The organism is Actinosynnema sp. NPDC023587 (assembly GCF_040640215.1).
Lineage (GTDB): Bacteria > Actinomycetota > Actinomycetes > Mycobacteriales > Pseudonocardiaceae > Actinosynnema.
In genome coordinates this window covers 18,054-41,310 of the sequence record NZ_JBFABG010000022.1, presented here as the reverse complement: position 1 = coordinate 41,310, position 23,257 = coordinate 18,054, and the positions used below count along the sequence as shown (strand labels likewise).

Sequence of the window (23,257 nt, the reverse complement as noted above, 5' to 3'; positions counted from 1 at the left end):
TCTCCGCAGACCAGTCCTCCGGACGAACCGCACCACGGCGCACCGACACCCGGACGCCGTCGACTCCCCGGTGGCCGAATGGCGGGAGACGGCCGTGGCGACAGGCTGAACGGCGGGGGCCGCTGAGGTTGGAGTGATCTTCGCCGGGCTCGGGTGTCACCCGTCGGTGTCCCGGCCCGCCCCAGCTCACCGCCTGCGACAGGCCGGTTCCGGCACCCCGGTGACGCCACCACACAGTCCGGCGAACCACCGGGAATGGCCTGGGGCGACACCGACCCGCCGTGGCAGTCTCGACCGAGGACAGGGCGCAGTCAGGAGCGGCCGGGGAGGGGACAGCATGAGCCGACACATCGGCGAAGAGCGGCATTCGGATACGCGGAGCACGCCGGCGAGCCGGACGTGGCCGGACCCGTCGGCCGCCCCCGGCCCGGTCGCACCGCCCGCCGGCGCACCGGCCATCACCGCACCGGCACCCCGCGAACCCGCCCTCGACGAACGCACCCCCGGCACCGAACCCGCCCCCGGTGAACCCGCACCCCGCGAACCCGCACCCCGTGAACCCGTGGCCCACGCCGTGCGGGCGGCCGTGGAGCGGGCGCTCCCGGACGAGGACGAGTTGGAGGGCCGGGAGTTCGAGCTCACCGACGCGGGCCTGACCGCGCAGCAGCGGAAGCAGGCGCTCAACCGGCTGGAGACCTACCTGGTCGGTCGGCACGAGCACATGGTCGGTTTCCAGGGCAACCAGGACACGGGCAACGCGCAGGCCGACCTGGGGCGGTTCCTGGACTTCCACCTGAACAACGTCGGCGACCCGTTCCAGCAGGGCAACTACAAGCCCAACACCAAGGTCGTGGAACGCGCGGTGCTGGACCGCTACGCCGCGCTGTGGCGGGCGGACCGGCCCTACGACGCCGAGAACCCCGACAGCTACTGGGGTTACGTGCTGACGATGGGGTCCACCGAGGGCAACCTCTACGCACTGGCCTCGGCGCGCGACTACCTGTCGGGGCGGAAGCTGATCGGCGACCCCGGCGGCGGTGCCGACTCGTCGTCGCAGATGGTGTACGTGCAGGCCGCACCGCCCGTGCGACCGGTGCCGTCGGCCCAGGTCGGCGACCCGCCCACCACCACCAACCCACCCACTGCAAATCCACCCACCACCACCTCACCCAGCACCACCCCACCCACCCCCGACCCGCGCAACACGTACCGGCCGGTGGCGTTCTACTCCGAGGACACCCACTACTCGGTCATCAAGGCCGTGCGGACGCTGGCGATCGAGACCTTCGGCGCGATCGGCACCGCCGAGTACCCGGGCCGGTGCCCGATCGCCGACCAGTGGCCGATGGAGGTGCCGTCCCGGGGCGGCGCGGACGGCAGCGGCGAGATCGACGTGGACAAGCTGGAGGAGCTCGTCCGGTTCTTCGCCGAGCGCGGCCACCCCGTCCTGCTGCTGCTCAACTTCGGCACCACCTTCAAGGGCGCGTACGACAACGTCGAGAAGGTCGCCGCCCGCCTGATCCCGATCTTCCGACAGCACGGCCTGCTGGAGCGCGACATCGAGTTCGAACCGGGCAGCACCGACCGCCGGCGCGGGTTCTGGGTGCACGTGGACGGCGCGCTGGGTGCCGGGATCATGCCGTTCCTGCGGCACGCGGCCGAGGAGGACCCGCACAGCGAACTGGCCCTCGCGCTGCGGCGGGAGCTCAAGGGCAAGGTGCCGGAGTTCGACTTCGGGCTGCGGGTCGAAGGCGTCGACGTGGTCGGCTCCCTGGTGATGAGCGGTCACAAGTGGGCCGGTGCGCCGTTCCCGTGCGGGGTGTTCATGACGAAGAACAAGTTCCGGGTGGAGCCCGCCGCCACCCCCGCCTACACCGGGTCCCCCGACACGACGTTCGCCGGCTCGCGCAACGGCCTGTCACCGCTGGTGCTGTGGAACCACCTGGCGTCCAAGTCCGCCCGGGAGCACGCCGGCGCGGCCGTGCGGGCGCTGCGCACGACCCGGTACCTGGAAAGCTCCCTGCGCGAACTGGAGGACCGGCTCGACCGGGAGGACCGGTTGCCCGAGGGCGGTCTGTTCGTGGACCGCAGCCCGATGGCGCTGACCGTCCGCTTCCGCCGGCCCGGCGACCGGGTGATCGGGAAGTGGTCCCTGTCGTGCCAGCCCATGCGCACCAACGCGGGCGAGCTCCGCCACTACGCGCACGTGTTCGCGATGCCGTCGGTCACCGAGGAGAAGATCGACCTGTTCATCGAGGACCTGTTCGCCGAAGGCGCTTTCGACCGCCCGGAACCGGAGGAGCAGCCACGACCGGCACCCGCAACGGGGGCGTTCGCCACCGACGTCCACCCGCTGGCGCTGGTGCCGACCACCGGCCGGGGCTTCCAGTAGCGCGCCGCCGAGCCCCACGCCGGGCAACACCCCTTAAATCCACAGTGGACCCCGGAACGCTGTCGACCGACAAGGGAACGAGGTGGCCGTACGGTGGTGGTATGAGCGACCTGCCCGAGACGTTCGACGACGCGTTCCGGATCTCCGAGCGGTCGGAGTGGCTGCGCCGGGCGTTCCCGCCCCTGCTGGACGCGGACCTGCCGGCCGAGGTGGAGCCGTTCTCCTTCGTTCCGTCGTCCGGGCTGGAGGAGATCTCGTCGGCCGTCCGCGTCGGACCCGGCGGGCTCGTGGTGGACGTCGCGTGCGGACGGGGCGGGCCCGGCATGTGGGTGGCGCGCCGCGTCGGTGCCGCGCTGTGCGGGGTCGACGGTTCCACGATCGCGGTGGCCGCCGCGACACGACGGCGGGCCGCGTTCGGGCCGGGGCTCGACGCGCGGTTCGTGGTCGGTGACCTCGCGGCCACGGGCTTGGCCGACGGCGTGGCCGACGCGGTGATGTGCGTCGACGCGTTCCAGTTCGCCGAAGACCACGACCTGGTCGCCCGCGAGCTGCACCGGGTGCTGCGCCCCGGCGGTCGCCTCGTGCTGACCTGCTGGGAGGCTCGCGAACGCGGCGACACCGCCGTGGCGGACCGGTTCGCCGACCTGCGGTGCGGCGAGGTGTTGCGCGACAACGGGTTCACCGACGTCGACGTGACCGAGCGGCCCGCGTGGGAGCAGCGCAGGCGAGCGGTGTACGAGGCCGCGCTCGGGGCCGGACCGTCCGAAGACCCGGGGCTGGCCCTGATGCGGACCGAGGCGGGCACCGCCCTCGGGCAGATGTCCCGAATCCGGCGGGTCCTCATCACCGCCGCCAAGCCCGCCTGAGCCGGTCCGGCGGGCGCGCCCGGGTCACTCTTCCGGGCAGTTCCAGGTCGTGATCGGCGTCCGGGCGGTACCGTGCTCCGGTCCGGGTCGCGGTGGACCGCCGCCCGGAGATCCCGCGAACCCGGAACCGCAGAGGCGGCCAGTGAAGATCGACAACAGTCCGCCGCGCGGCACCCGCGACCTGCTCCCCGACCGCGTCGCCGCGCGTGACCACGCGCTCGCCGAGATCAGCGAGGTCTACCGCCGCCACGGCTACCGGCGGATCGAGACCCCGGCGCTGGAGGACATCCGCCGGCTGCGGGGCGGCGAGGGCGGCGAGAACGAGAAGCTGGTCTTCCAGGTCCTCAGGCGCGGCCTCGACGAGGTGGTGGCGGCCGGGACGCCGGTGGGCGACCTGGTCGACCTCGGGCTGCGGTTCGACCTGACCGTGCCGCTGGTGCGGTTCTACGCCGACAACCAGGCCACCCTGCCGACGCCGTTCCGGTCGTTCCAGTTCGCGCCGGTCTGGCGCGCGGAACGCCCGCAGAAGGGCCGCTACCGGCAGTTCCACCAGTGCGACATCGACCTGATCGGGGAAGGCTCGGTGCTCGCCGAGGTCGAGCTGATCGAGGCGACCACCGAGGCCCTGGCGGCGCTGGACATCACCGGCACCACGGTCCGGTTGTCCGACCGGCGCTTCCTGTCGGCGCTGGCGCGCCACACCGGGCTCGCCGAAGCGGAGTGGCCGGGGTTCTTCATCGGTCTGGACAAACTGGACAAGATCGGGTGGGACGGCGTCCGGGCGGAACTGACCGGGAAGCGGAACCTGCCGGCCGCCGCCGTGGACACCGCCCGGTCGATCATCGAAGGGCTGGTCGGGCTGGACCCCGCGAAGGTGGCGGACCGGATCGCCGACGCCGTGCCCACCGTGCCGGACGAGGTGGTGGCGGACCTGGCCACGACCGTCGCCGGCCTGGTCGACCTCGGCACGACCCGAGCGGTCCGGTGGGAGTTCGACCCGACCCTGGTCCGCGGCATGGGTTACTACACCGGGCAGATCTTCGAGATCTCGCACCCCGGATCGTCCTCGTCGGTCGCCGGCGGCGGGCGCTACGACAAGCTCGTCGGCCGCGCGGCGGGCAAGGACGTCCCGGCCTGCGGGTTCTCGCTGGGCTTCGAGCGCATCATCGACCTGATCCCCGAGGTGCCGGCCCGCTCCGCGCTGGCGGTGCTGGTCGAGCCGGACGTGCCCGTCCCGCACGCGCTGCGCCGCGCCCGCGAAGCCCGCGCCGACGGGCGGGAGGTCGTGGTGATCCGGCGCAGCGGGAAGCTGCCCGCCCAGCTAGGTCGGCTGGAGGCGCAGGGCTTCACCGGTTTCGTCCACCTCCGCGCGGTCACGGCCGGCGGTGCCGGGGAACCCGAGCGACCGCTGAGGTCCGCCGAGTAGCGACGACCACACCGGCCCCACCGCTTCCGCCGAAACGGAACCCGGCGGTGCCCGCCTGCGTCATCATCAAGAGGCGGGGACGGGGAAGCCGGGGGAAGGCTGCGGTCGGTTCATCGACGGTCACCGCTCTGCGCGCAGAGGGAGGGGATGTCGATGGCCGGCGAGAACCCGTTGGTGGCGAAGGCTCCGGCGGAACCGGGTGGTGCGTTCAACGCCGGTACCGGTGACAACGGCTGGGCGACGGGTGTGTCGATCGCGGAGTCGGCGATGGACACGTTCAACGGGGTCAAGGACGGGAACTGGGTCGAGGCCGGCCTGGGGATGGTCGGTCTGGCGGCGGATGCCGCCGCGATGGCGATCGACCCGTTCGGGACGTTGTTGTCGTCGGCGGCGTCGTTCCTGATGGAGCACGTGCAGCCGTTGAAGGACATGTTGGACTGGCTGGCGGGGAATCCGCCGGTGATCGAGTCGTACTCCACGACGTGGAACAACGTGGCCACGGAGATGGGGAAGGTCGCGGAGGACTACCGGGCGGCGGTCGCGTCGGGCACCGCGGGGTGGGAGGGTGCCGCCGCGCAGCGGTACCTGACCAGTGCGCAGGAGCACGGCGACGCGCTGAGCGGCGCGGCGTCGGCGGCGGGCACGGTGGGGACCGTGGTCGGCATGATGGGGATGGTCGTCGGGTTCGTGCGCGAGATGGTGCGCGACCTGATCGCCGACCTGGTCGGGAAGCTGATCGCGTGGGTGTTGGAGGCGGCCTTCACGCTGGGCTTCGGGACGCCGGTGATCGTGGCGCAGGCGGTGACGGCGATCTCGAAGTGGGCCGCGAAGATCGCGAAGATCATCCAGGACCTGCTGAACACGATCAAGCGGGTCTCGCCGATGCTCAAGCGCCTGGTCGAGGTGTTCGAGAAGGTCATGAAGGTGCTGGGCAAGATCGCCGGCAAGGTGACCGGTCTGGACGTGCTGGACCCGAAGAACATCAAGAAGGGCGGCTTCCTCCAGACCGGCAGGACGAACGTCGACAGCCCGTCCGGCGGCGGCACCCCCGGTTCCGGCACCCCCGGTTCCGGCACGAACAGCCCCGACGGCGGCGGCACCCCTGCCTCGAACACCCCCGGTTCCGGCGACTCCTCCCCCGGCACCCCGGGCTCCCAGCCCCCCGGCTCCCAGCCCCCCGGCTCCACCTCACCGGGCTCCACCTCGCCCGACTCCACCTCGCCCGACTCCGGCGCTCCCGGCTCCGGCGCTCCCGGCTCCGGTCCTCCCGGATCGGGCCGCCCGGGTGACACGACCGGCACCTCCGGCTCGACCGCCCCGCCGGTGGACCGCCCCCGACCCGGCGATCCGGCCGACCTCCCGCCGAGCGCCCCGCGCCCCGGCCGCCAACCGGACCCCGGCCCGGACGGCGGCTCGCCCACACCCGGTCCGGGCAACACCACCCCGGGCACCGGCAACCCCCGCCCCGGCGCACCCGTAGGCGACCATCGCGGCGGTCCCGGCGGCAACAGCCCGGTAGGTGAGCATCGCGGCGGTCCGGGCGGCCAGCCCGCACCGGGCAGTTACACACCGACGGGCGACCATCGCGGCGGCCCCGGCGGCAACAGCCCAGTAGGCGAACACCGTGGCGGCCCCGGCGGCCAGCCCCCGCCGGGCAGTTACGGCGGCGGCGGCAGTTACGGCGGCGGCAGCTCCTCCAACGGCGGTTCCCCGACCTCCGGCGGCAGCAGCTCCCCCGGCAGCCCCACGCCGAACGGACCTACGCCGAACCGCTACGACCAGACCTCCGCCTCCACCGCAGCGCACCCGGACGCCCCCGCGCGGCCCGACCAACCCCACGCACCCACCCACCAACCCGGCACCACCCCGAACACCGGCCCCGGTTCGCACTCCGGCCAGGGCACGCCACCCGGCGGCCCGGGAACCGGCGGTGGAGCACCCGGCGGCGGGGCACCGGGAGGTGCGACGCCCGGCGGCTCACGCCCCGGCGGCGGCGGTTGGACCGGCACACCGGGCAGCCGGGGCGACACCGGCTCAGGCATCCCCTCGGCCCGCACCCCTGACACCCCACGCCCCGACACCTCACGCCCCGGCACGACGGGCCCGTCCGGTCCGAGCCACACCGGACCCGGCCACACGAGTCCGAGCCAGGCAGGTCCCGGTCACCCCGGCCCGAACCAGCCGAACCCCGGCCACCCGGGCCCTGCCCACACGAGTCCCGGCCAGCCAGGCCCCAGCCACGCCGGACCGGGCAACAACGGGCCGTCCAACAACGGACCCGGCGGCAGTGGACCCGGAGGCAACCGCCCAGGCGGCTTCGGCCCGACGCACAGCACCCCCGGTCCGCACGCACCCGGTCCGCACGCACCCGGCCCGCAGCACCACCGCCCCGGAGGTCCCGGCCCTCACGGACCCGGTCACCACGGGCCGAACGGCCCCGGCCGTCCCGACGGACCACCCGCGAGGCCCGACAGCGGACGCCCCGGTCACACGCCCGGCACCTCGGCACCCCGGCACGCCCCCGAGCCCTGGCCACCACCACACCGCGCCCCCGACGGCCCCCCGCACGGCACCTCCCCGCACACCACCTCCCCGGACGGCACCCCGCACGACCGGGACAGCAGCAACCCCGACAGCACCCACCCGGACACCAACCACCCCGACGCCAACCACCCCGACAGCACCCACCCCGACACCAACCGCCCGGACATCGACGAGGCGCACGCCCGGCACGGCGAGACCACCCCCTCCGGCGTCTCCCACCACCGTGGCGATTCCGACATGGGCGACCTGCCCCACCGCGTCCCCCACGACCCCCGCTACTTCACCGCCGACGTCCACGTCACCCCCGACGGCCGCGCGCGCATCGGCAACCACACCTACTCCCCCGAGGAGTACGGCGACCTGTTGCGCCGCAACGGTTGGGACGGCAAGACCCCCATCCGCCTGATCGGCTGCGACGCCGCCGCCAACGACTTCGCCAAGCGCCTGTCCCACCACACCGGGGCCGACGTCCTCGCGCCCACCAAACCCGCCTGGACCGACAGCCGGGGCCGCGTCTACACCAGCGACGCCGAGATCGGCCCGGACGGCAACCGCCGGCCGAGGATTCCGCCGGACGGCGAGTGGCACACCCACCGCCCCGACGGCACCACCTCCAGGGCGGGCGACGACGGGTACGTCCCCGGCACCCACGACTCGCACAAGGCCGACCACACCGACCCGGACGGCGCGCGCGATCGCGGCCAGGACGACGGCTGGAAGGAACAACCGGGCCGGGACAGCGGCAAGACGCCGAACGACAAGATCGCCGACCCCCGGTACCTCAAGGACCACTACTACCTGCGGCAGCGCAAGGACGGCGACTGGGAGCTGGTCACCCGCAAGCCGGGTACCGACCGGTGGGACCCGCCGACGAACGTCAAGGCGCTCGACCTGAAGGTGCCGGAGGGGTGGACGCCGCCGCCGAACCGCGATCTCGCGCAGGTGGACCTGGACGAGGTCGAGATCAAGTTCAAGGACGACCGCCCGCCGGCCGAACCCGCGTCGTACCACCGGGACGTCCACGACACCCGAGGCACGCTCGACCGGCAGGAGGTCGAGCGCCACCAGGACCTCATCGACGAGCGCCGGTCGGCGATCGACGACGCCAGGGCCAAGGAGGGCACCGCGGACTACCCGCCCGCCCAGCACCAGGCGACGAAGCTCGGCGAGGAACTGGGCGAGACCTCGGGCGCGCACTACGCCCGCGACGAGTACGGCGACTTCGACCGGGTGGACGCACAGTTGGCCGGCAGCGGCCGGTTCGACATCGTCGGGGAACTGCCGGACGGGCGGCACGCCGTCATCGAGGCCAAGGGACCGTCCGCGACGGTCGGCGAGGCCAAGGCGCTGGACGGCACGCGCGTCGAGCAGGGCCACGACAAGTACTGGGACAAGAAGATCCACGACATGAAGACCGCCACCCTGTCCGGCGAGGCCGAGGAGCGGATGCGCAAGCGGCTCGCGGACCAGGGCATGGCCCCGGCGGACGTGGACCGGGCCGTGGACGACCACCTCGCGAAGCTGGACGGCGACCGCGAGCTGGCGAAGACCCTGGAACGGGCCCGCGACCCGCAGGTCCTGGCCGACCACCTGCGCGAGCGGGCGGGGGTCGCGGAGGACCGGATCGACGACTTCCTGCGCGACCGGCACGGCGACCGGGTAACCGGCATGTCTCCCGAGGAATTGCAGAACTTCAAACGCACGAATGGTTACAACGAATTCTTCAAGAATCACATCGAAGAACTGGCGCAAAGCTCGAACAGGGCCGATCGGGACCTGGCCGCGCAACTGGAACGCGCCCGCACGCATGGTATGGTCGAGTACAGCCTGGTGACCGCGAAGGTGAAGCTCGTGGACGGTCGGGAAGTGTACGACGGGTATGTCGCCCAACAATTCCTGATGGGCTGGCAGCGCGACATCGACCCCGCCTCCTGAACCGGAAAGGCGAATACCCGTCATGGTGGAGATCGAGCGGCACAAGACCTACCCGAACGCGTCGCGACGGGCGCTGCGGCGGCTCGCCGAGGACGTCGAGGAAGGCGTGGCGAAGGTCGAGCGCTACCCGGACGCGCTGAACCTCCAACTCCTCGCGGGCCTGGCGCTGCTGGGGCACCGCACGGTCGTCGACCCGGCCGGTGCCGAGCGCGAGACCTGGCTGGCGCTGCGCGCCGCGCTGGACGCCGGCGCGGCCGTGTTCACGGTCGCGGCAGCGGACCGGGGCGCGCTGGTGCCGGTGCGGATGGGCGGGAGAGCGGTCACCACGTCGGGCACCGGGCCGGTGTACTACTCGACGGCGGAGAACTGGCTGACGACGCTGTGGCTCGCGGTCGTGGCGCGGGACCGCGAGGTGCTGGAGCGCCTCACCGCGTTCCCCCCGGACCTGCTGCGGGCGTCCGGTTCGGAGCCCGGGTACCTGTACGACACGGTGCGGGCGTTCCAGTTGTTCTTCCGGCGGGAGGACGGTGTGGGCCCGGCGCTGGGCGCGGCCCTGGCCGGCAGCAAGCCGGAGGCGCTGACCGACGACGACGAGCGCGAGGTGGCGGACCTGCTGCGCTTCCCGCAGTTGACGCTGTTCCACTACGTGCTCAAGGACGACGCCGCGACCGAGTTCAACGACGCCCTGGCGGAAGCGCTGCGCGCGCACGAGGCGTACTGGTCGAAGACCGAGGAGCGCCGCGCGTCCCCGATCGGCTACCTGGCGCTGGGTCCGCTCGCCCTGGCGACGATCGCGCAGGACGCGGGCATCGCGATCACGGTGACCTCCGACTACCTGCCGCCGGCGCTGCTGGACGGCACGGCCCGGATCGAGAACGGCTGACCCGGGCCGGTCACGCCGACCGGGAAGGGTGGGCGGGCCGACCAGGAGCGGAGGCGAGGCCGATGACGGAGTCCGGCGAGGCGCGCGGGCGGGATCGCGTCGAGGGCGGTGACCCGGTGTGCTGGTTGTCGCGGGTGTGCCCGGAGTGCGGTCACCTGGCCGACGGCGAGCAGCCCGCGGTGTGCCCCCGGTGCGGCGCGGCGGCCGGCGGGAGCGGTGACGTGCGATGAGCCCGGTGGTGGCGGGCGCGGCCTGGCTGTGGGCGGGGATGGTGCTGGCGATCTCCTTCCTGGAGGCACCGCTGAAGTTCCGGGCTCCGGGCGTGACGGTCGTGATCGGGTTGGGCATCGGCCGGATCGTGTTCCGCGCGCTGAACGTCGCCGAGGTGGCGGCGGCGTCGGTGATCGTGGTCGCGGCGGTGGCGGGCGGGTCGCCCGCGCCGGTCACGGGTGCGGTGATCGCGGCGGTGGGTGTGCTGGTGGTGCAACTGGTCGTGGTGCGCCCGATCCTCAACCGGCGCTCCGACCGCGTGTTGGCGGGGGAAGACCCGCCGAGGTCCCGCACCCACCTGGTCTACGTGGCGCTGGAGGTGCTCAAGGTGGTGGCGCTGGTCGTGCTGGGCGTGGCCGCCCTCTCCGCGCTCGGCTGACCCGCGCAGGTGCGTCGGAGAGGTGACGCGGGCGGGAACACCTGCGGCAGGCCGGCGATCACGTCGACGGGCCCGGCCGGCGCGTCGAAGCCCCGACCGCTCTCGATGTCGACGTCGCCCAGGAATCCGGCGGTGTGGGTGAGCGGGATTGGACAGATCAGCGGCGGGCACGGACTCCTCGCCGTCCCGCAGGATGACGACCACGGCTCCGGAAAGCGGGCCTCCGCAGCCCACCCGTCAGTCGGCTGCGCGGTCCCGCGTGCTCGCCGGAGCTCCCCGGTCGCCCGGGTGCCCGTGCCAGGAGCGCGACAACCGGCTGTACGCGCCGCCGGCGGCGACGAGTTCGTCGTGGGAGCCCAGCTCGACCAGTTCGCCTCCTTCCAGGACCGCGACCCGGTCCGCGTCGTGCGCGGTCTGGAGCCGGTGGGCGATCGCGATCACCGTGCGCCCGCGCAGGAGCGCGGCCAGGGACCGCTCGGCCGTCCGGGCCGTCGTGGGGTCGAGCAGGGCCGTGGCCTCGTCGAGGATCACCGTGTGCGGGTCGGCCAGCACGACCCGGGCCAGCGACAGTTGCTGGGCGCGGGCACCGTCCAGCCGGGAGCCGGTCCCGACCTCCGCGTCCAGGCCGGCCGGCAGCTCGGCCACCCAGTGCGCGCCCACCACGTCCAGCGCGGCGCGCAGTTCCGCTCCGGTGGCGTCCGGGCGCACCATCAGCAGGTTGTCGCGGATCGTGCCCTGGAAGACGTGGTGGTCCTGGGTGACCAGCACGACCTGCTCGCGCAGCCGGTCCGGCGGCAGGTCCGCCACCGGCACCCCGCCCACGGTCACCGACCCGGCGGTCGGCCGGTCGAGGCCCGCGAGCAGGCGGGCCAGCGTCGTCTTGCCCGCGCCGGACGTGCCGACCACGGCCAGCCGCTCCCCCGGCCGCACCACCAAATCCACGCCGTGCAGCACGTCCCGGCCGCGCTCGTAGGCGAAGTGCACGCCGCGCACCTCGATGCGGTCGTCCGCCGGCACGAGCCCGGACCTCGGCGCGTCCCGCCCCACCCCCGCCAGGCCCTCGACTCTCGCGTAGGACGCCGCCGCGCCCTGCACCTGCTCCACCCACAGCACCAGCGTGTCCAGCGGTCCCACCAGTTGCCGCAGGTACACCGTGGCCGCGACCACCACGCCGACGCTGACCACGCCGGCCGAGTGCAGCGCCCCGCCGACCAGCAGCACGCCGACCACCGGCAGCACGCACGAGACGTCGAAGGACGGGAACAGCACGGTGCGCAGCCACAGCGTCCGCAACCGGGCGCTGCGCGCGTCCGCGACAGCCGCGTCGACGGCTTCCGCGCGCCGGGCCTCCAGGGCGAGCGCTTCGACCGTGCGCGCGCCGGCGGCGGTGCCGGTGACCACGTCGGCCAGTCCCGCACCGGCCGCCGCCTCGGTGAGGTAGGCGGGCCGGGCCCGGCGCAGGTACCAGCGCAGCGCGGCACCGGTCCCGACCAGGGACACCAGTCCGCACAGCCCGAGCAGCGGGTTCAGCACGAACACCGCGACGATCAGGAACAGGGCCTGGACGAGGGCCACGGTCACCTCGGGCACGGCCCGCCGCAGCGCCGTCGCCACCACCGAGGCGTCCGTGCTGCCGCGCGCGATCAGGTCGCCGGGGGGCACGTGCTCCACGACCGACGCGGGCAGCGCGAGGGTGCGCTCCAGGAACCGCTCGCGAATCCGGCTCGCCATCCGCTCCCCGAACCGGTACCCCACCGCGAGCGCCCAGCGGGACAGCACCACCTGCACGACGGTGAACACCAGCACGCCCAGCGCGAACCGGTCCACGGTGCCCACCAGGTCCTCGCCGCCCGCCCGGACCTCGTCGACGATCCGGCCGAGCAGCCACGGCGCGACCAGGCCCGCCGCGGAGGCCAGGCCGTTGAGCAGCAGCAGCCCCCACACCGCGCCCCGGTCGGCGCGGAGGTCCTCCCGCACGGCGGCCCGCACCCCGGCGGTGCCCGCCACGGGCAACGTCGCGCTCACCGCCGGTCCGCCCGTTCCGGGTCGCCGGTCGTCCCGCCCTGCACGCGGGACACCAGGTCCGCGTAGGCGGGGTGGTCGCGCAGGAGCCGGTCGTGCGTGCCGCGAGCCGCCACGCGCCCGTCGGAGAGGAACACGACCTCGTCGGCGTGGTCGAGGACCAGCGGTGAGCTGGTGGTGACCAGGGTGGCGAGGCCGCGTCGGGCCGCGCGCAACCGGGCGATGACGACGGCCTCGGTCCGCGCGTCGACCGCCGACGTCGGCTCCACGGCCAGCAGCACGTCCGGTTCGGCGTAGACCGCGCGGGCCAGGCGGAGCCGCTGCCGCTGGCCACCGGACAGGTTGCCGCCCTTGGCGGTGATCAGCGCGTCCAGACCGCCGGGCAGCGCTTCGACGACGTCGTCGGCCACGGCGGTGCGCACCGCCGCGCGCACCCTGTCGTCATCGGGTTCGTGGCGTCCCGAGACGATCTCCCGGACCGTGCCCGCGAACAGGTCGGCGTCGTTGTCGGCCACCAGCAGGCGTTCGCGCAGCCGGCCGGGCTCCAGCACGTCCAGGCGCGTGCCCGCCCACGTGGCGTCGGTGTCGGCGAACCGGCCCAGCCGCTCCACCACCGCGACCGCCTCCTCCGGGCGTGCGCTGACCAGCGCGGTGAACCGGCCCGGCCGCACCACGACCCCCGAGGCCGGGTCGGTCACGGGGCCGTCCGGTTCCCCCGCCGCGCCCTGTGCGCCGTCGTGGTCGGGGCGCAGGGTGAGCAGGCCGGTGATGCGCCGGGCGGCCACCAGCGCCCTGGCGAGGTCGCCGCCGCCCTCGATGAAGAACGACACCGGCACGACGAGGACGGCCACGTAGCCGTACACCGCGACGAGGTCGCCGATGGTGATCTCGCCCAGCGCGACCATCCTCGCCGCCAGCCACACCACCACCGCCAGGAACAGCGCGGGCAGGCCACCGGCCAGCGCGGTGACCCAGCTCGCCGGGCCGCCGACCCGGTAGCCGCGCCCGACCAGCTCTGCGGACTCCCGCCCGTAGCGCTCGGTGACGGTCTCCTTGCCGCCCAACCCGTTGAGCACCCGCAGTCCGCCCAGGACGTCCACCAGCCGGGCCGTCAGCAGCCCCTGGTGCAGGCGGTAGCCGGTGCCGGTGCGCTCGATGCGGCGCAGCAGCGGCACGACGGTGACCACGAGCAGCGGCACGCCGGCGAGGACGACCAGGGCCAGCAGGGGCGAGATGGTCGCCAGCACCACCGCCACCACCGCGTAGGCCACCACCGCGCCGAAACCCGGCCCGGTGACCGTCAGCGACTGCGCGACGACCTGCACGTCCGCGATCCCGATCGTGACGACTTCGCCCGCGCCGACCTTCCGGGACAGCGCGGAACCCAGGCGGGCGGTGTGCCGCACCACCGTGCGCACCGTGCGGAAGGACGCGTCCATCCGAATCCTGGTCATGGTGCGGTGCCGGGCGATGGCCAGGACGGCGGTGAGCACGCCTACCGCGAGCAGCACCGCCGACCACCGGACGAGCGCGCCCGGGTCACCGGCGACGAGCCCGTCGTCGATCGCGCGGGACAGCACCCACGGCGGCACCGCGAGGCCGACCATCCAGGAGCTCCCCAGCGCCGCGCCGGCCACGACCCGCCGGGCCTGCGATCGGACCAGCCACCACAGAAAACGGGCCGGGCCGCCGATGTCGCGGGGTTCGGGCGCGACCCACGCCCCGGGATCGCGGGTCGCGGTCGTGCGGTCGTGCGGCATCGCACGACCCTATCCAGCGGCCCGGCTCGCCCCGGCGGCCCGGCGGTCCGGCGTGCTGATCGGGCGACGACCGGGACGGCACCCCGTTCCCGAATAAAACTCATTTCTTTTTGCGGCCATTCGGTCGAGCGGTGTCACGCCGTCAGGAGGGTTTTCCCGACCGGTTCCGGGTGTGGACGGCCTATTCCGTTTCACCGGGCCCTGCCCGGGTACTGGTCTGGACCACCGACCGGTTGCGATCCGACCGGCGCAGAACCCGAGAAAACGGAGCCACGGATGAGCCAAGCGAACCTGCCCCCGCTGTCGATCGACGAGCTCGCCGCCGAGGGTGGCACGGCGCTGCCGGACAAGGAGGTCTACTCGCTGCTCGACCTGAACGTCGACCTCGACCTCGCGCTCGACCTGGCGGCCCCGATCGGCCTGGCGGTGGCCGGCAACGCCAACGTCGCCGCCCCGATCGACGCCGCCGTGGGCGCGAACGTGCTGTCGGACGGCTCCACCGCGCAGGCCCTGTCCGACCAGGGCGTCGCGATCCAGCAGGGCATCACCGGCGAGGCGCTGGCCAACTCCCACCAGGACAGCGCGATCGACCAGGGCGAGGAGCAGGACCCGACCCCGCCGCCGCCCGCCGGCGGCAGCGGGACCGATGTCCGGGCGCAGCCCGCCGACGTGGCGGGCGCGCTGGACGGCGGCCTGCTCAACGTGGACGTGAACCTCGCCGCCGACCTCGACCTGGCCGCGCCGATCAACGGTGCGGTGGCCCTCAACGCCAACGTGGCCGCGCCGATCGACGCCGCCGTGGCCGCGAACCTCGGCTCGGTCGGCTCCGAGGCGACCGCCGTCGCGCAGCAGGACGCCATCATCCAGCAGACCATCGACGGCACCGCCGAGGCGAATGCCGAGCAGAGGTCCGACATCGACCAGTGAGCGACCTGATGAACGCCTCAGCGGAGAACCCCGCCGGGCGGGGCGCGGACACCGCGCTCCGCCCCGCGCGGGCGGAACGGGACGTGCCGCACCGCGCGCGGGGCGTCGAGCTGATCGGCGAGCTGCGCGGTTCCGGCTACCGCCGCCCGCCGGCGCTGGTCCGCCGCGCGGACGGGCAGGTCATCCAGCTCACCCCGCTGCTGTACCGGGTGCTGGAGGCCGTGGACGGGCAGACCGACCACGGCGGGATCGCCGACCGGGTGGGGCAGGCCGTGGGTCGCGCGGTGACCCCGGCGGACGTGCGGACGCTGCTGAGCACGAAGCTGGAGCCGCTCGGGGTGCTCGAACTGCCCGACGGCTCCCAGCCGGAGCACCGCAAGGCCGAGCCGCTGCTCGGGCTGCGCCTGCGCCGCGTGATCACCGAGCCCACGCTGACCAGGCGGATCACCACGCCGTTCGCCCGGCTGTTCCACCCGCTGGTGGTGGCCGTGGTGCTGGTGGCCTTCGCGGCGGTGTCCTTCTGGGTGCTGTTCGAGAAGGGCCTGGCCGGTGCCACCCACCAGGCGTTCCACCAACCCGCCCTGCTGCTGCTGGTGTTCGCGGTGACGGTGGTCTCGGCGGGCTTCCACGAGTTCGGGCACGCCGCCGCCGCGCGCTACGGCGGTGCCACCCCGGGCGCGATGGGGTTCGGCCTCTACCTGCTGTGGCCCGCCTTCTACACCGACGTCACCGACAGCTACCGGCTCGGGCGGGCCGGGCGGCTGCGCACCGACCTCGGCGGGCTGTACTTCAACGCGCTGGTCGCGGTCGTCGTCTTCGGCACCTGGTGGCTGTCCGGCTGGGACGCCCTGCTGCTGGTGGTGGCGACGCAGATCGTGCAGATGGTGCGCCAGCTCGCGCCGATGGTGCGGTACGACGGCTACCACGTGCTCGCCGACCTGACCGGCGTCCCCGACCTGTTCCACCACATCAAGCCCACGCTGCTGGGCCTGCTGCCGCACCGCTGGGGCAAGCCGGAGTCGAAGGTCCTCAAGCCGTGGGCGCGGGCCGTGGTCACGGTCTGGGTGCTCGTCGTCGTGCCGTTGCTGCTGGCGAGCACGGCCCTGCTGGTGCTGGCCTTCCCGCGCGTGGTGGCGACGGCGTGGCAGGGCGTCGGCGAGCAGTGGCGCTCGGCGAGCGCGGCGCTGGACGACGGCGATCTGGCGCTCGTGCTGGTGCGGGCGCTCTCGACGGCCGCCATCGCGCTGCCCGTGCTCGGCATCGGCCTGCTGCTGATCCGGCTCGTGCAGCGGCTGTGCGCCCGCGCGTGGCGCTCCTCGGACGGCAAGCCCGGCCGGCGCGCGCTGCTGGTGCTGTGCGGGCTCGCGGTGATCGCGGGCCTGCTGTGGGCGTGGTGGCCGCAGCCCGACCGCTACCGGCCGATCCAGCCCGACGAACGCGGCACGGTGGCCGACGCGGTGCCCGCCGTGGCGTCGGGTCCCGGTGCGGTCCGGCCCGCGACGACGACCACGCCGGAGACCGTCACCGCCCGCACGGCGTGGCCCACCGGCCAACCGGTGCCCACCAAGGACAAGCCGGTGCTGGCGATGGTCCTGGAGCCGGTCGGCGGACCGGCGGACGCGCCGACGTGGGTCTTCCCGTTCGACCGCCCGGAAGCCCCGGGCGAGGGCGACAACCAGGCTTTGGCGGTCAACACCACCGACGGTGCCGTCCGCTACAAGATCTCCTTCGCGCTGGTGTGGGAGACCGACGGGCTGGTGGACAACAAGAACGAGGCGTACGCGCTGGCCTCCTGCCGGGGCTGCACCACGGTGGCCGTCGCGTTCCAGGTGGTCCTGATCGTCGGCCAGGCCGACGTGGTGGTGCCGGAGAACATCGCGGTCGCCGTCAACCACTCCTGCGTCGAGTGCGTGACCTACGCCCTGGCCTCGCAGTTGGTCGTCAGCCTGCCCGAAGACCTGAGCTCGCAGGCGAAGGCGCGGCTGGACGAGGTGTGGGCCGAGCTGTCCCGGCTGGCCCAGGACATCCCCGGCATGTCGGCGCAGCAGATCCAGCAGGCCCTCCAGGACGCCAAGGCCCGCATCCTCGACGTGCTGCGGGACGAAGGCGTCCCCCTCCCCGGCGCGGGCACCACGACCAGCGCGCCGCCCGGCACGACGACCACGGAGACCTCGCGGCCCACCTCGTCGTCCGAGGCCCCGACGACCACGAGTCCCCCCACCACGACGACCTCGGTGGTGCCGAGCGCACCGGCGACGACGACCACGCCACCGCCGTCGGAGAGTCCCACGACGACGGTCCCGTCGTCACCCAGCACAGCACCGTCGAGCTGAACCGCACGGCGAAGTCCGCAGCCGGTCGCGATCGGGCAGCCCGACCCCCGATCGCGACCGGCTTCCGGCACTTCCCCGGCGGTGCGCCGCAGCGGGTGCGTTCACGGCCACCGGTTCGTCAGCTCTTCAGCGGGTCGTGGCCCCAGTTCATCAAGGAGTACCGCCACTTCGTGTCCTTGACGTCCCCGTCCGGGCGTTGCGCCAGGTGCCGGTGGACGTACCCGACGACCTTGCGCATGTGCGCGTGGTCGGCTTCGGTCAACTCGGCCTTCTTCTTGCGCAACAACTCGACGATCCGCCTGCCGGACTCGTGCCCGACCGACTCGCCGCCGCCGTCGGACTGGCCGACGGACTTGGACTCGTCGGACGCCAGCCAGCGCTCCAACTCGCCGGCCGTCATGTTCACCGACTCGGTGAAGTCGTCGCTCACGAGTCGTCCCCCAGCGCGGACGGCTTGTGCACCGCGTCCTTCCCGGTCTTGTCGCTGCGGACCCGGTACTGCGGCTCGTCCTCCGACGCGCGGACCTGCCTGCCCGCCGCCTCGGTGTCCTCGGTGATCTCCTCCACCACCTCGCCGTGCACGGTGTTCCCGTGACTGGACCAGGTGACGTGGTCGCCCTTGTGCACCTTCTTCTCGCTCATAGCCGAAGTCTGTGACGTTCCGCCACGCTCCGCAGGACAGTCACCCGTCGGTCCGGGGCGGACCGGGCCATTTTCACCTGGTGGGGTGTCGGGCGGAACCGCGCCCAGGGGTGGTCAGCGCCCGACCGCGCCGTCGATGAGCTCGCGGATGACGTCGGCGTGGCCCGCGTGGCGGCCGGTCTCCTCGATGAGGTGGGTGAGCGCCCACCGGACGCTGGGAGCGGGCCCGCCCGGTCGCGGCCGGGGAACCGGTGCGCCGAGGTCGGTGCACCGGTCGAGGACCTGGTTCGCGAGCTCGACCGCCTCCCGGTAGCGGGTGACGACGTCGGCCGTTCGAGCCCGCGCCTCGGGGGCACCGTCGACCTTCGCGGCGATCGAGGCCCGGAGGTAGTCGAGGAACCCGCGCAGGACCTCGGCCTCACCGCTCCCGGTCCGGGGCGGCGGGGTGTCGTGGCGGGAAGGAGCGGGCACGGTGGCCTCCATTTGTCGGGGACGGCGCTGGGCGTCGGGTCAGGCGGCGCGGCGGACGAGCAGGACGTGGTCGGTGACCTCGGCGGTGCGCCCGTCCGGGCCGGTCGCGATCCGGCGGGACGCGTCGGCCCGGTCGACCACCCACGTCGCCGGGTCCAGGTCGATCGTCGCGGCGAGCTCCCGCGCCGACGGGTACCGGACGTCGGGGTCCTGGTTCCACGACCACGGCGCGGTCGAGCCGTGGTCGACGACCAGCAGCCGCCCGCCCGGGTCCAGCGCGTCCGCCGCGGTGCGCAGGACGGCGGCCCGGTCCAGGTCGGCGGGGGTGTGCAGGTAGTGGGCGCAGACCAGGTCGAACCGGCCCGGCGGGAACGATTCGCGCAGGTCGTGCCGCTCGGCGGCGACCAGACCGGCCAGGTCGCGGGAGCGGGCGAGGTCGGCCAGTCGGCCGAGCGCCACGGCCGAGATGTCCACGGCGGTGACGCGCCACCCCCGCCGGGCGAGCCACAGCGCGTCGCCGCCGTCGCCGCAGCCGAGGTCCAGCGCCCGGCCGGCGGGCAGGTCCGCGACCACCTCCGTGAGGCGGGCGTTCGGTCGCGGGTCGGTGGCCGCCGGGCGGCCCGCGTGGACGCCGTCCCAGAAGGCGACCGCATCGGTGGTGCTCATCAAAACTCCTCGGGTCGGGGACGCCCAGTCTCACCAGGCCCGCCGCGCCATGGCACGGAATCTTGCGGTTCTGGCAAGATGGACCCGTGGACCGCACGACGGACGACGTGCTCGACGCGGTGGGTGCCCGGCTGCGCGCGCTGCGCCGCGACCGTGGCATCACCCTCGCCGACCTCGCGGCAACGACCGGGGTGTCCGAGAGCACCCTGTCCCGACTGGAGAGCGGGCACCGCCGGGCCACCCTGGAACTGCTGCTGCCGCTGGCCCGCACCTACGACGTCCCGCTGGACGAGCTCGTCGGCGCGCCGCGCACCGGCGACCCCCGGATCCACCTCAAGCCGATCCGGCGGTTCGGGATGGTCTTCGTGCCGCTGTCCCGGCGGCCGGGCGGGGTGCAGGCGTTCAAGATGATCATCACGGCCCGCCCCGAACCGCTCGACCCGACCCCGCAGACCCACGACGGCCACGAGTGGCTCTACGTGCTCAACGGCCACCTGCGACTCGTGCTCGGCGGGCGCGACCTGACGCTGCCGCCCGGCGAGGCGGCCGAGTTCGACACGTCCCTGCCGCACTGGCTGGGCAGCGCCGACGGCGGCGCGGTCGAACTGCTGATCTTGTTCGGCCCGCAGGGGGTGCGCGCGCACGTGCGCGCCGGCACCGAACCCCGGCCCGACACCGACTGACCCCACGACTCGACCACGACCGTCCACAGTGGATTCCCGCCGTGCGGGGCGTCGGCCACGCCCTCCAGCGGCCCCACGACGCGGTCACCGGTGCCGGCCACCCTGGGGGGTGTGACCGGCACCGGGAGTGCCACTCCGCAACACTTCCTCGCATGTTCGCCGTGCCGGAACAGCTTCTCGTCAACGGCCTTCACCGGCAATTCCGACACACCCCGGAGTGGCCGTGCGGTCACGTTGTCGGGACGTTCGGTCCGCCTTTTCACGGGTAGCCGTCAGCGCGCCGGCAGCCTGCTGAAATTCGCCTCCGCGTGATCACCGCCTGTGGCACGATCGTCGGTGTGGACCCCAGGCCGTTGACCCAGCGGGAGCACGCGGTGCTCGACGCGCTCCTCGCCGTCGAGTTCGAGGGTGTCGAAGACCTGCGACGCCAGGCGGCGGCGGTGGTCGTCGCCGGCACGTGCGACTGCGGGTGCCCGTCCATCGACTTCTACCGCGGCCCCTACCGCGGAATGGAAATCCGCGTCAACGCAGCCGCTCCGGGCCCGCACGACGGCCTGTTCCTCTACACGGTCGAAGACCCGGGACGCGGCGCGATTCTCGGCGGCATCGAGTGGGTCGGCGGCGTGGACGAGAACCCGGAACAGTTGCCGCCTCCCGACCAACTAGTCATCCGCCCGGCCTAGAACCGGCCTGATAGTGGGTGCCGTGCCGAGTCGACCGGCAAGCGTGACCGCGCAGGACTGTCCACATAGGACATCATCGTGTCCCCTGGCCGGAGTCGGCGCGCTCGACGGACCGAGGTTCTCCATCCCGGGCAGTCGCGGGCGAATCGTTGCGGGGCCACAGGAATCGGGCTGCGACGGTGCCGGCGACGGCCAGGGTGGCGAGGGCGGTCCAGCCGGTGGTGAACCCCGTCGCGGTGACCACCCAGCCGGCGATCGGGTACGTCAGCAGCCAGCAGGCGTGGGACAGCGAGAACTGCGCGGCGAAGACCGCCGGCCGGTCGGCGGCGCGGGCCGAGCGGCGCAGCACCCGGCCGATCGGCGTCAGCAGCAGGCCGGCCCCGGCACCGAGCACGGCCCAGGTCGTGAGCGCGGCCGGCCACCGCCACGCGCCGGACCCGGCGGTGGACAGGGCGATCGCGAGGCCGGCACCGACGCACAGGGCGGTCGCGCCGGCGAGCACGACGGAGCGGTCGGCCACCCGGCCCAGCACCCGGGGCAGGGCCAGGGCGACGACGATCGTGCCCGCGCCGTGGGCGGCCAGCAGCACCGCGACGTCGGTGTCGGTGCGCCCGAGCGCGTCGTGGACGTAGTTCACCGTGTTGACCATGACGATCGCGCTCGCGCCGGCGACCGCGAGGTTCACCGCGAGCAAGCCGCGCAACCTCGGCGTGGCCAGGAAGATCCGGGTGCCGGCGGTGATCCGGTCGACCAGTCGGGCGCGGACGACCGGGCGCGCCGGCGGGATGCGGGTGGCCACCACCAGCGCGGCCGACACCAGGAATCCGACGGCGGTGCCGGTGAACAGCCAGTGGAAGCTCACCAGGCTCAGCACCGCGGCGGCCAGCACCGGGCTGAGCAGGGTCTCCGCGCTCGACGCCAATTGCGAGGCCGACAGCGCGCGGGTGTAGTCCCGCTCGTCGGGCAGGACGTCGGGCAGCACCGCCTGGAAGGTCGGGGTGAACGCCGCCGACGCCGACTGCAACACCACGATCAGCGCGTAGACGTGCCAGACCTCGGTCACCAGCGGCAGGGCCGACACCACCAGCGCGCGCACCAGGTCCAGGCCGGCCAGCAGCAGCCGGCGCGGCACCCGGTCGGCGAACGCGCCCGCGATCGGCGCGACCACCACGTAGACGACCATCTTCAGCGCCAGCGCGGTACCCAGCACCGCCCCGGCTCGCGCGCCGGCCAGCCGGTAGGCCAGCAACCCCAGCGCGACCGTGGCCAGCCCGGTGCCGAACAGCGCCACCACCTGCGCCCCGAACAGACGCCGGTAGTCCCGGTTGCCGAACAGCGACCGCTCCACCGCACACCCCCCGGTCGTCACGCCTCCACCCGTCGACCGCGAGAGTATCGAACACTTGAAGAGCTCTTCAATTGTACGAAAGTTTAGGATGGGGAGATGGGACACCAGGAGTCGGGACGCCGGTCGGGGCACGCACCACCGGCCCGACTCGGCCCGGACGAGGCCGCGAAGGTCGCCGCGACGTTGCAGGCCCTGGCCACCCCGAGCCGCCTGCTCATCCTCGCCCGGCTGCGGGAGAGCCCCTGCCCGGTGACCGAGCTGGCCGACGAGGTCGGCATGGAGACCTCGGCGGTCTCCCACCAGCTACGCCTGCTGCGCACCCTCGGCCTGGTCACCGGCACCCGCCACGGCCGCAGCATCGTCTACAGCCTCTACGACGACCACGTGGCGATGCTCCTCGACGAGGCCGTCTACCACATCGAGCACCTGCGCCTGGGCCTGCGCCGGGACCCGTCGACCGGCGAACACCACCGCCTGCCCCCCGACGAGACCGCATAGCCCCGCGCCACCAAGAGGCCTCCGCCGGACCGCCCCCACCGGACCGCCTCCTCAGCAGACCGGCACGGCGCTGTCCACGGCCGTGAGGTAGGGCCCGCCCGGCGGGTCGCCGTTGCGGTAGGAGTTGGCGGGCGAGTAGTACTGCCGGTTCCACGGTGCGCTCGCGATCAGGTACCACCACCCGGGCTGCACGCTCGGCGGGGCGTCCGGGTCATGGAACCTGCACACCACCTCGATCTCCTGGCCCGGGGTGAGCTTCGGGCCGGCACCCTTGAACGCCCTCGGGTCGCGGAAGGTCCGCGCGGCCGACCGGCTCGCCTGCTCGGGGTACGTGACGTTCGCCGTGCAGGTCGCGCAGGTGGGCAGCGGCATGTCGGGCGGGTGCGGGCGCACCGACGTCGCGGCGGCCGGGGACGCCGTTTCGGTCATCTTCTCCATGATCGTGAGCCCGTCCGCGGTAAAGCTGACCAAGCCCCCGAGAAATGCCGCGATGGCCACGCCGAGCGTGGTGTACGCAATCTTGTTGGAC

At 73.7% G+C, this 23,257-nt stretch carries 20 protein-coding genes; 12 read left to right on the top strand and 8 right to left on the bottom strand.

All coding sequences use genetic code 11. The features are described 5' to 3' along the window. Positions 1 to 337: 337 nt before the first annotated feature. From AB0G01_RS33235 to AB0G01_RS33205, 7 genes are all read left to right on the top strand, one after another. The gene (locus tag AB0G01_RS33235; protein WP_360954156.1) at positions 338 to 2,392 is read left to right on the top strand and encodes a hypothetical protein; all 2,055 of its coding nucleotides are present in this window, start codon (positions 338 to 340) and stop codon (positions 2,390 to 2,392) included. 101 nt (positions 2,393 to 2,493) lie between these two features. Next, positions 2,494 to 3,258, top strand: a complete 765-nt coding sequence (locus tag AB0G01_RS33230) for a methyltransferase domain-containing protein (RefSeq protein WP_360954153.1) — start codon at positions 2,494 to 2,496, stop codon at positions 3,256 to 3,258. A gap of 142 nt (positions 3,259 to 3,400) precedes the next feature. After that, positions 3,401 to 4,684, top strand: a complete 1,284-nt coding sequence (gene hisS / locus AB0G01_RS33225) for a histidine--tRNA ligase (protein WP_360954150.1) — start codon at positions 3,401 to 3,403, stop codon at positions 4,682 to 4,684. Between the two features lie 153 nt (positions 4,685 to 4,837). After that, the gene (locus AB0G01_RS33220) at positions 4,838 to 9,163 is read left to right on the top strand and encodes a hypothetical protein (protein WP_360954147.1); all 4,326 of its coding nucleotides are present in this window, start codon (positions 4,838 to 4,840) and stop codon (positions 9,161 to 9,163) included. A gap of 22 nt (positions 9,164 to 9,185) precedes the next feature. Next, positions 9,186 to 10,046: an immunity 49 family protein gene (locus AB0G01_RS33215; RefSeq protein WP_360954144.1), complete on the top strand. Its 861-nt coding sequence runs from the start codon at positions 9,186 to 9,188 to the stop codon at positions 10,044 to 10,046. A 62-nt stretch (positions 10,047 to 10,108) separates the two neighbouring features. Continuing rightward, a complete protein-coding gene (locus AB0G01_RS33210) occupies positions 10,109 to 10,276 on the top strand; it encodes a hypothetical protein (protein WP_360954141.1) in 168 nt (55 codons plus the stop codon). Next, a complete protein-coding gene (locus tag AB0G01_RS33205; RefSeq protein ID WP_360954138.1) occupies positions 10,273 to 10,695 on the top strand; it encodes a hypothetical protein in 423 nt (140 codons plus the stop codon). Before AB0G01_RS33210 ends, AB0G01_RS33205 begins: the two co-directional genes overlap by 4 nt. A gap of 237 nt (positions 10,696 to 10,932) precedes the next feature. Here AB0G01_RS33205 and AB0G01_RS33200 read toward each other — a convergent pair whose 3' ends face one another. Together AB0G01_RS33200 and AB0G01_RS33195 are read right to left on the bottom strand one after the other, a co-directional pair. Beyond that, positions 10,933 to 12,720: an ABC transporter ATP-binding protein gene (locus tag AB0G01_RS33200; RefSeq protein ID WP_360954135.1), complete on the bottom strand. Its 1,788-nt coding sequence runs from the start codon at positions 12,718 to 12,720 to the stop codon at positions 10,933 to 10,935. Beyond that, positions 12,717 to 14,477: an ABC transporter ATP-binding protein gene (locus AB0G01_RS33195; RefSeq protein WP_360954132.1), complete on the bottom strand. Its 1,761-nt coding sequence runs from the start codon at positions 14,475 to 14,477 to the stop codon at positions 12,717 to 12,719. Before AB0G01_RS33195 ends, AB0G01_RS33200 begins: the two co-directional genes overlap by 4 nt. 276 nt (positions 14,478 to 14,753) lie before the next feature. Here AB0G01_RS33195 and AB0G01_RS33190 point away from each other — a divergent pair, with 276 nt between their 5' ends. Together AB0G01_RS33190 and AB0G01_RS33185 are read left to right on the top strand one after the other, a co-directional pair. Continuing rightward, positions 14,754 to 15,404 carry a peptidoglycan-binding protein gene (locus tag AB0G01_RS33190; RefSeq protein ID WP_360954129.1) on the top strand — a complete coding sequence of 217 codons (651 nt, stop codon included), beginning with the start codon at positions 14,754 to 14,756 and terminating at the stop codon, positions 15,402 to 15,404. An 8-nt stretch (positions 15,405 to 15,412) separates the two neighbouring features. After that, the gene (locus AB0G01_RS33185; protein WP_360954126.1) at positions 15,413 to 17,737 is read left to right on the top strand and encodes a hypothetical protein; all 2,325 of its coding nucleotides are present in this window, start codon (positions 15,413 to 15,415) and stop codon (positions 17,735 to 17,737) included. Between the two features lie 118 nt (positions 17,738 to 17,855). Here the strand turns inward: AB0G01_RS33185 and AB0G01_RS33180 are convergent, their stop codons facing one another. From AB0G01_RS33180 to AB0G01_RS33165, 4 genes are all read right to left on the bottom strand, one after another. Then, positions 17,856 to 18,167: a DUF3140 domain-containing protein gene (locus AB0G01_RS33180; protein ID WP_360954124.1), complete on the bottom strand. Its 312-nt coding sequence runs from the start codon at positions 18,165 to 18,167 to the stop codon at positions 17,856 to 17,858. Further along, positions 18,164 to 18,379: a DUF2945 domain-containing protein gene (locus AB0G01_RS33175; protein ID WP_360954121.1), complete on the bottom strand. Its 216-nt coding sequence runs from the start codon at positions 18,377 to 18,379 to the stop codon at positions 18,164 to 18,166. The genes AB0G01_RS33180 and AB0G01_RS33175 overlap by 4 nt, the downstream gene beginning before the upstream one ends. 114 nt (positions 18,380 to 18,493) lie before the next feature. Further along, a complete protein-coding gene (locus AB0G01_RS33170) occupies positions 18,494 to 18,862 on the bottom strand; it encodes a DUF664 domain-containing protein (protein ID WP_360954119.1) in 369 nt (122 codons plus the stop codon). Between the two features lie 27 nt (positions 18,863 to 18,889). Continuing rightward, positions 18,890 to 19,516 carry a class I SAM-dependent methyltransferase gene (locus tag AB0G01_RS33165; protein WP_360954116.1) on the bottom strand — a complete coding sequence of 209 codons (627 nt, stop codon included), beginning with the start codon at positions 19,514 to 19,516 and terminating at the stop codon, positions 18,890 to 18,892. 86 nt (positions 19,517 to 19,602) lie between these two features. Here AB0G01_RS33165 and AB0G01_RS33160 point away from each other — a divergent pair, with 86 nt between their 5' ends. Then, a complete protein-coding gene (locus AB0G01_RS33160) occupies positions 19,603 to 20,199 on the top strand; it encodes an XRE family transcriptional regulator (RefSeq protein WP_360954113.1) in 597 nt (198 codons plus the stop codon). A gap of 338 nt (positions 20,200 to 20,537) precedes the next feature. Next, positions 20,538 to 20,882 carry a hypothetical protein gene (locus AB0G01_RS33155; protein ID WP_360954110.1) on the top strand — a complete coding sequence of 115 codons (345 nt, stop codon included), beginning with the start codon at positions 20,538 to 20,540 and terminating at the stop codon, positions 20,880 to 20,882. A gap of 73 nt (positions 20,883 to 20,955) precedes the next feature. Here AB0G01_RS33155 and AB0G01_RS33150 read toward each other — a convergent pair whose 3' ends face one another. Continuing rightward, positions 20,956 to 22,251 (bottom strand): MFS transporter, encoded by a 1,296-nt coding sequence (locus tag AB0G01_RS33150; RefSeq protein WP_360954107.1) that lies wholly within the window; start codon positions 22,249 to 22,251, stop codon positions 20,956 to 20,958. Positions 22,252 to 22,326: 75 nt separating this feature from the next. On the opposite strand from AB0G01_RS33150, the gene AB0G01_RS33145 reads away from it, so the two are divergent. Beyond that, the gene (locus AB0G01_RS33145) at positions 22,327 to 22,728 is read left to right on the top strand and encodes a metalloregulator ArsR/SmtB family transcription factor (protein WP_360954104.1); all 402 of its coding nucleotides are present in this window, start codon (positions 22,327 to 22,329) and stop codon (positions 22,726 to 22,728) included. A gap of 51 nt (positions 22,729 to 22,779) precedes the next feature. Here the strand turns inward: AB0G01_RS33145 and AB0G01_RS33140 are convergent, their stop codons facing one another. Continuing rightward, positions 22,780 to 23,157 carry a hypothetical protein gene (locus AB0G01_RS33140; protein WP_360954101.1) on the bottom strand — a complete coding sequence of 126 codons (378 nt, stop codon included), beginning with the start codon at positions 23,155 to 23,157 and terminating at the stop codon, positions 22,780 to 22,782. Between the last annotated feature and the right edge of the window lie 100 nt (positions 23,158 to 23,257).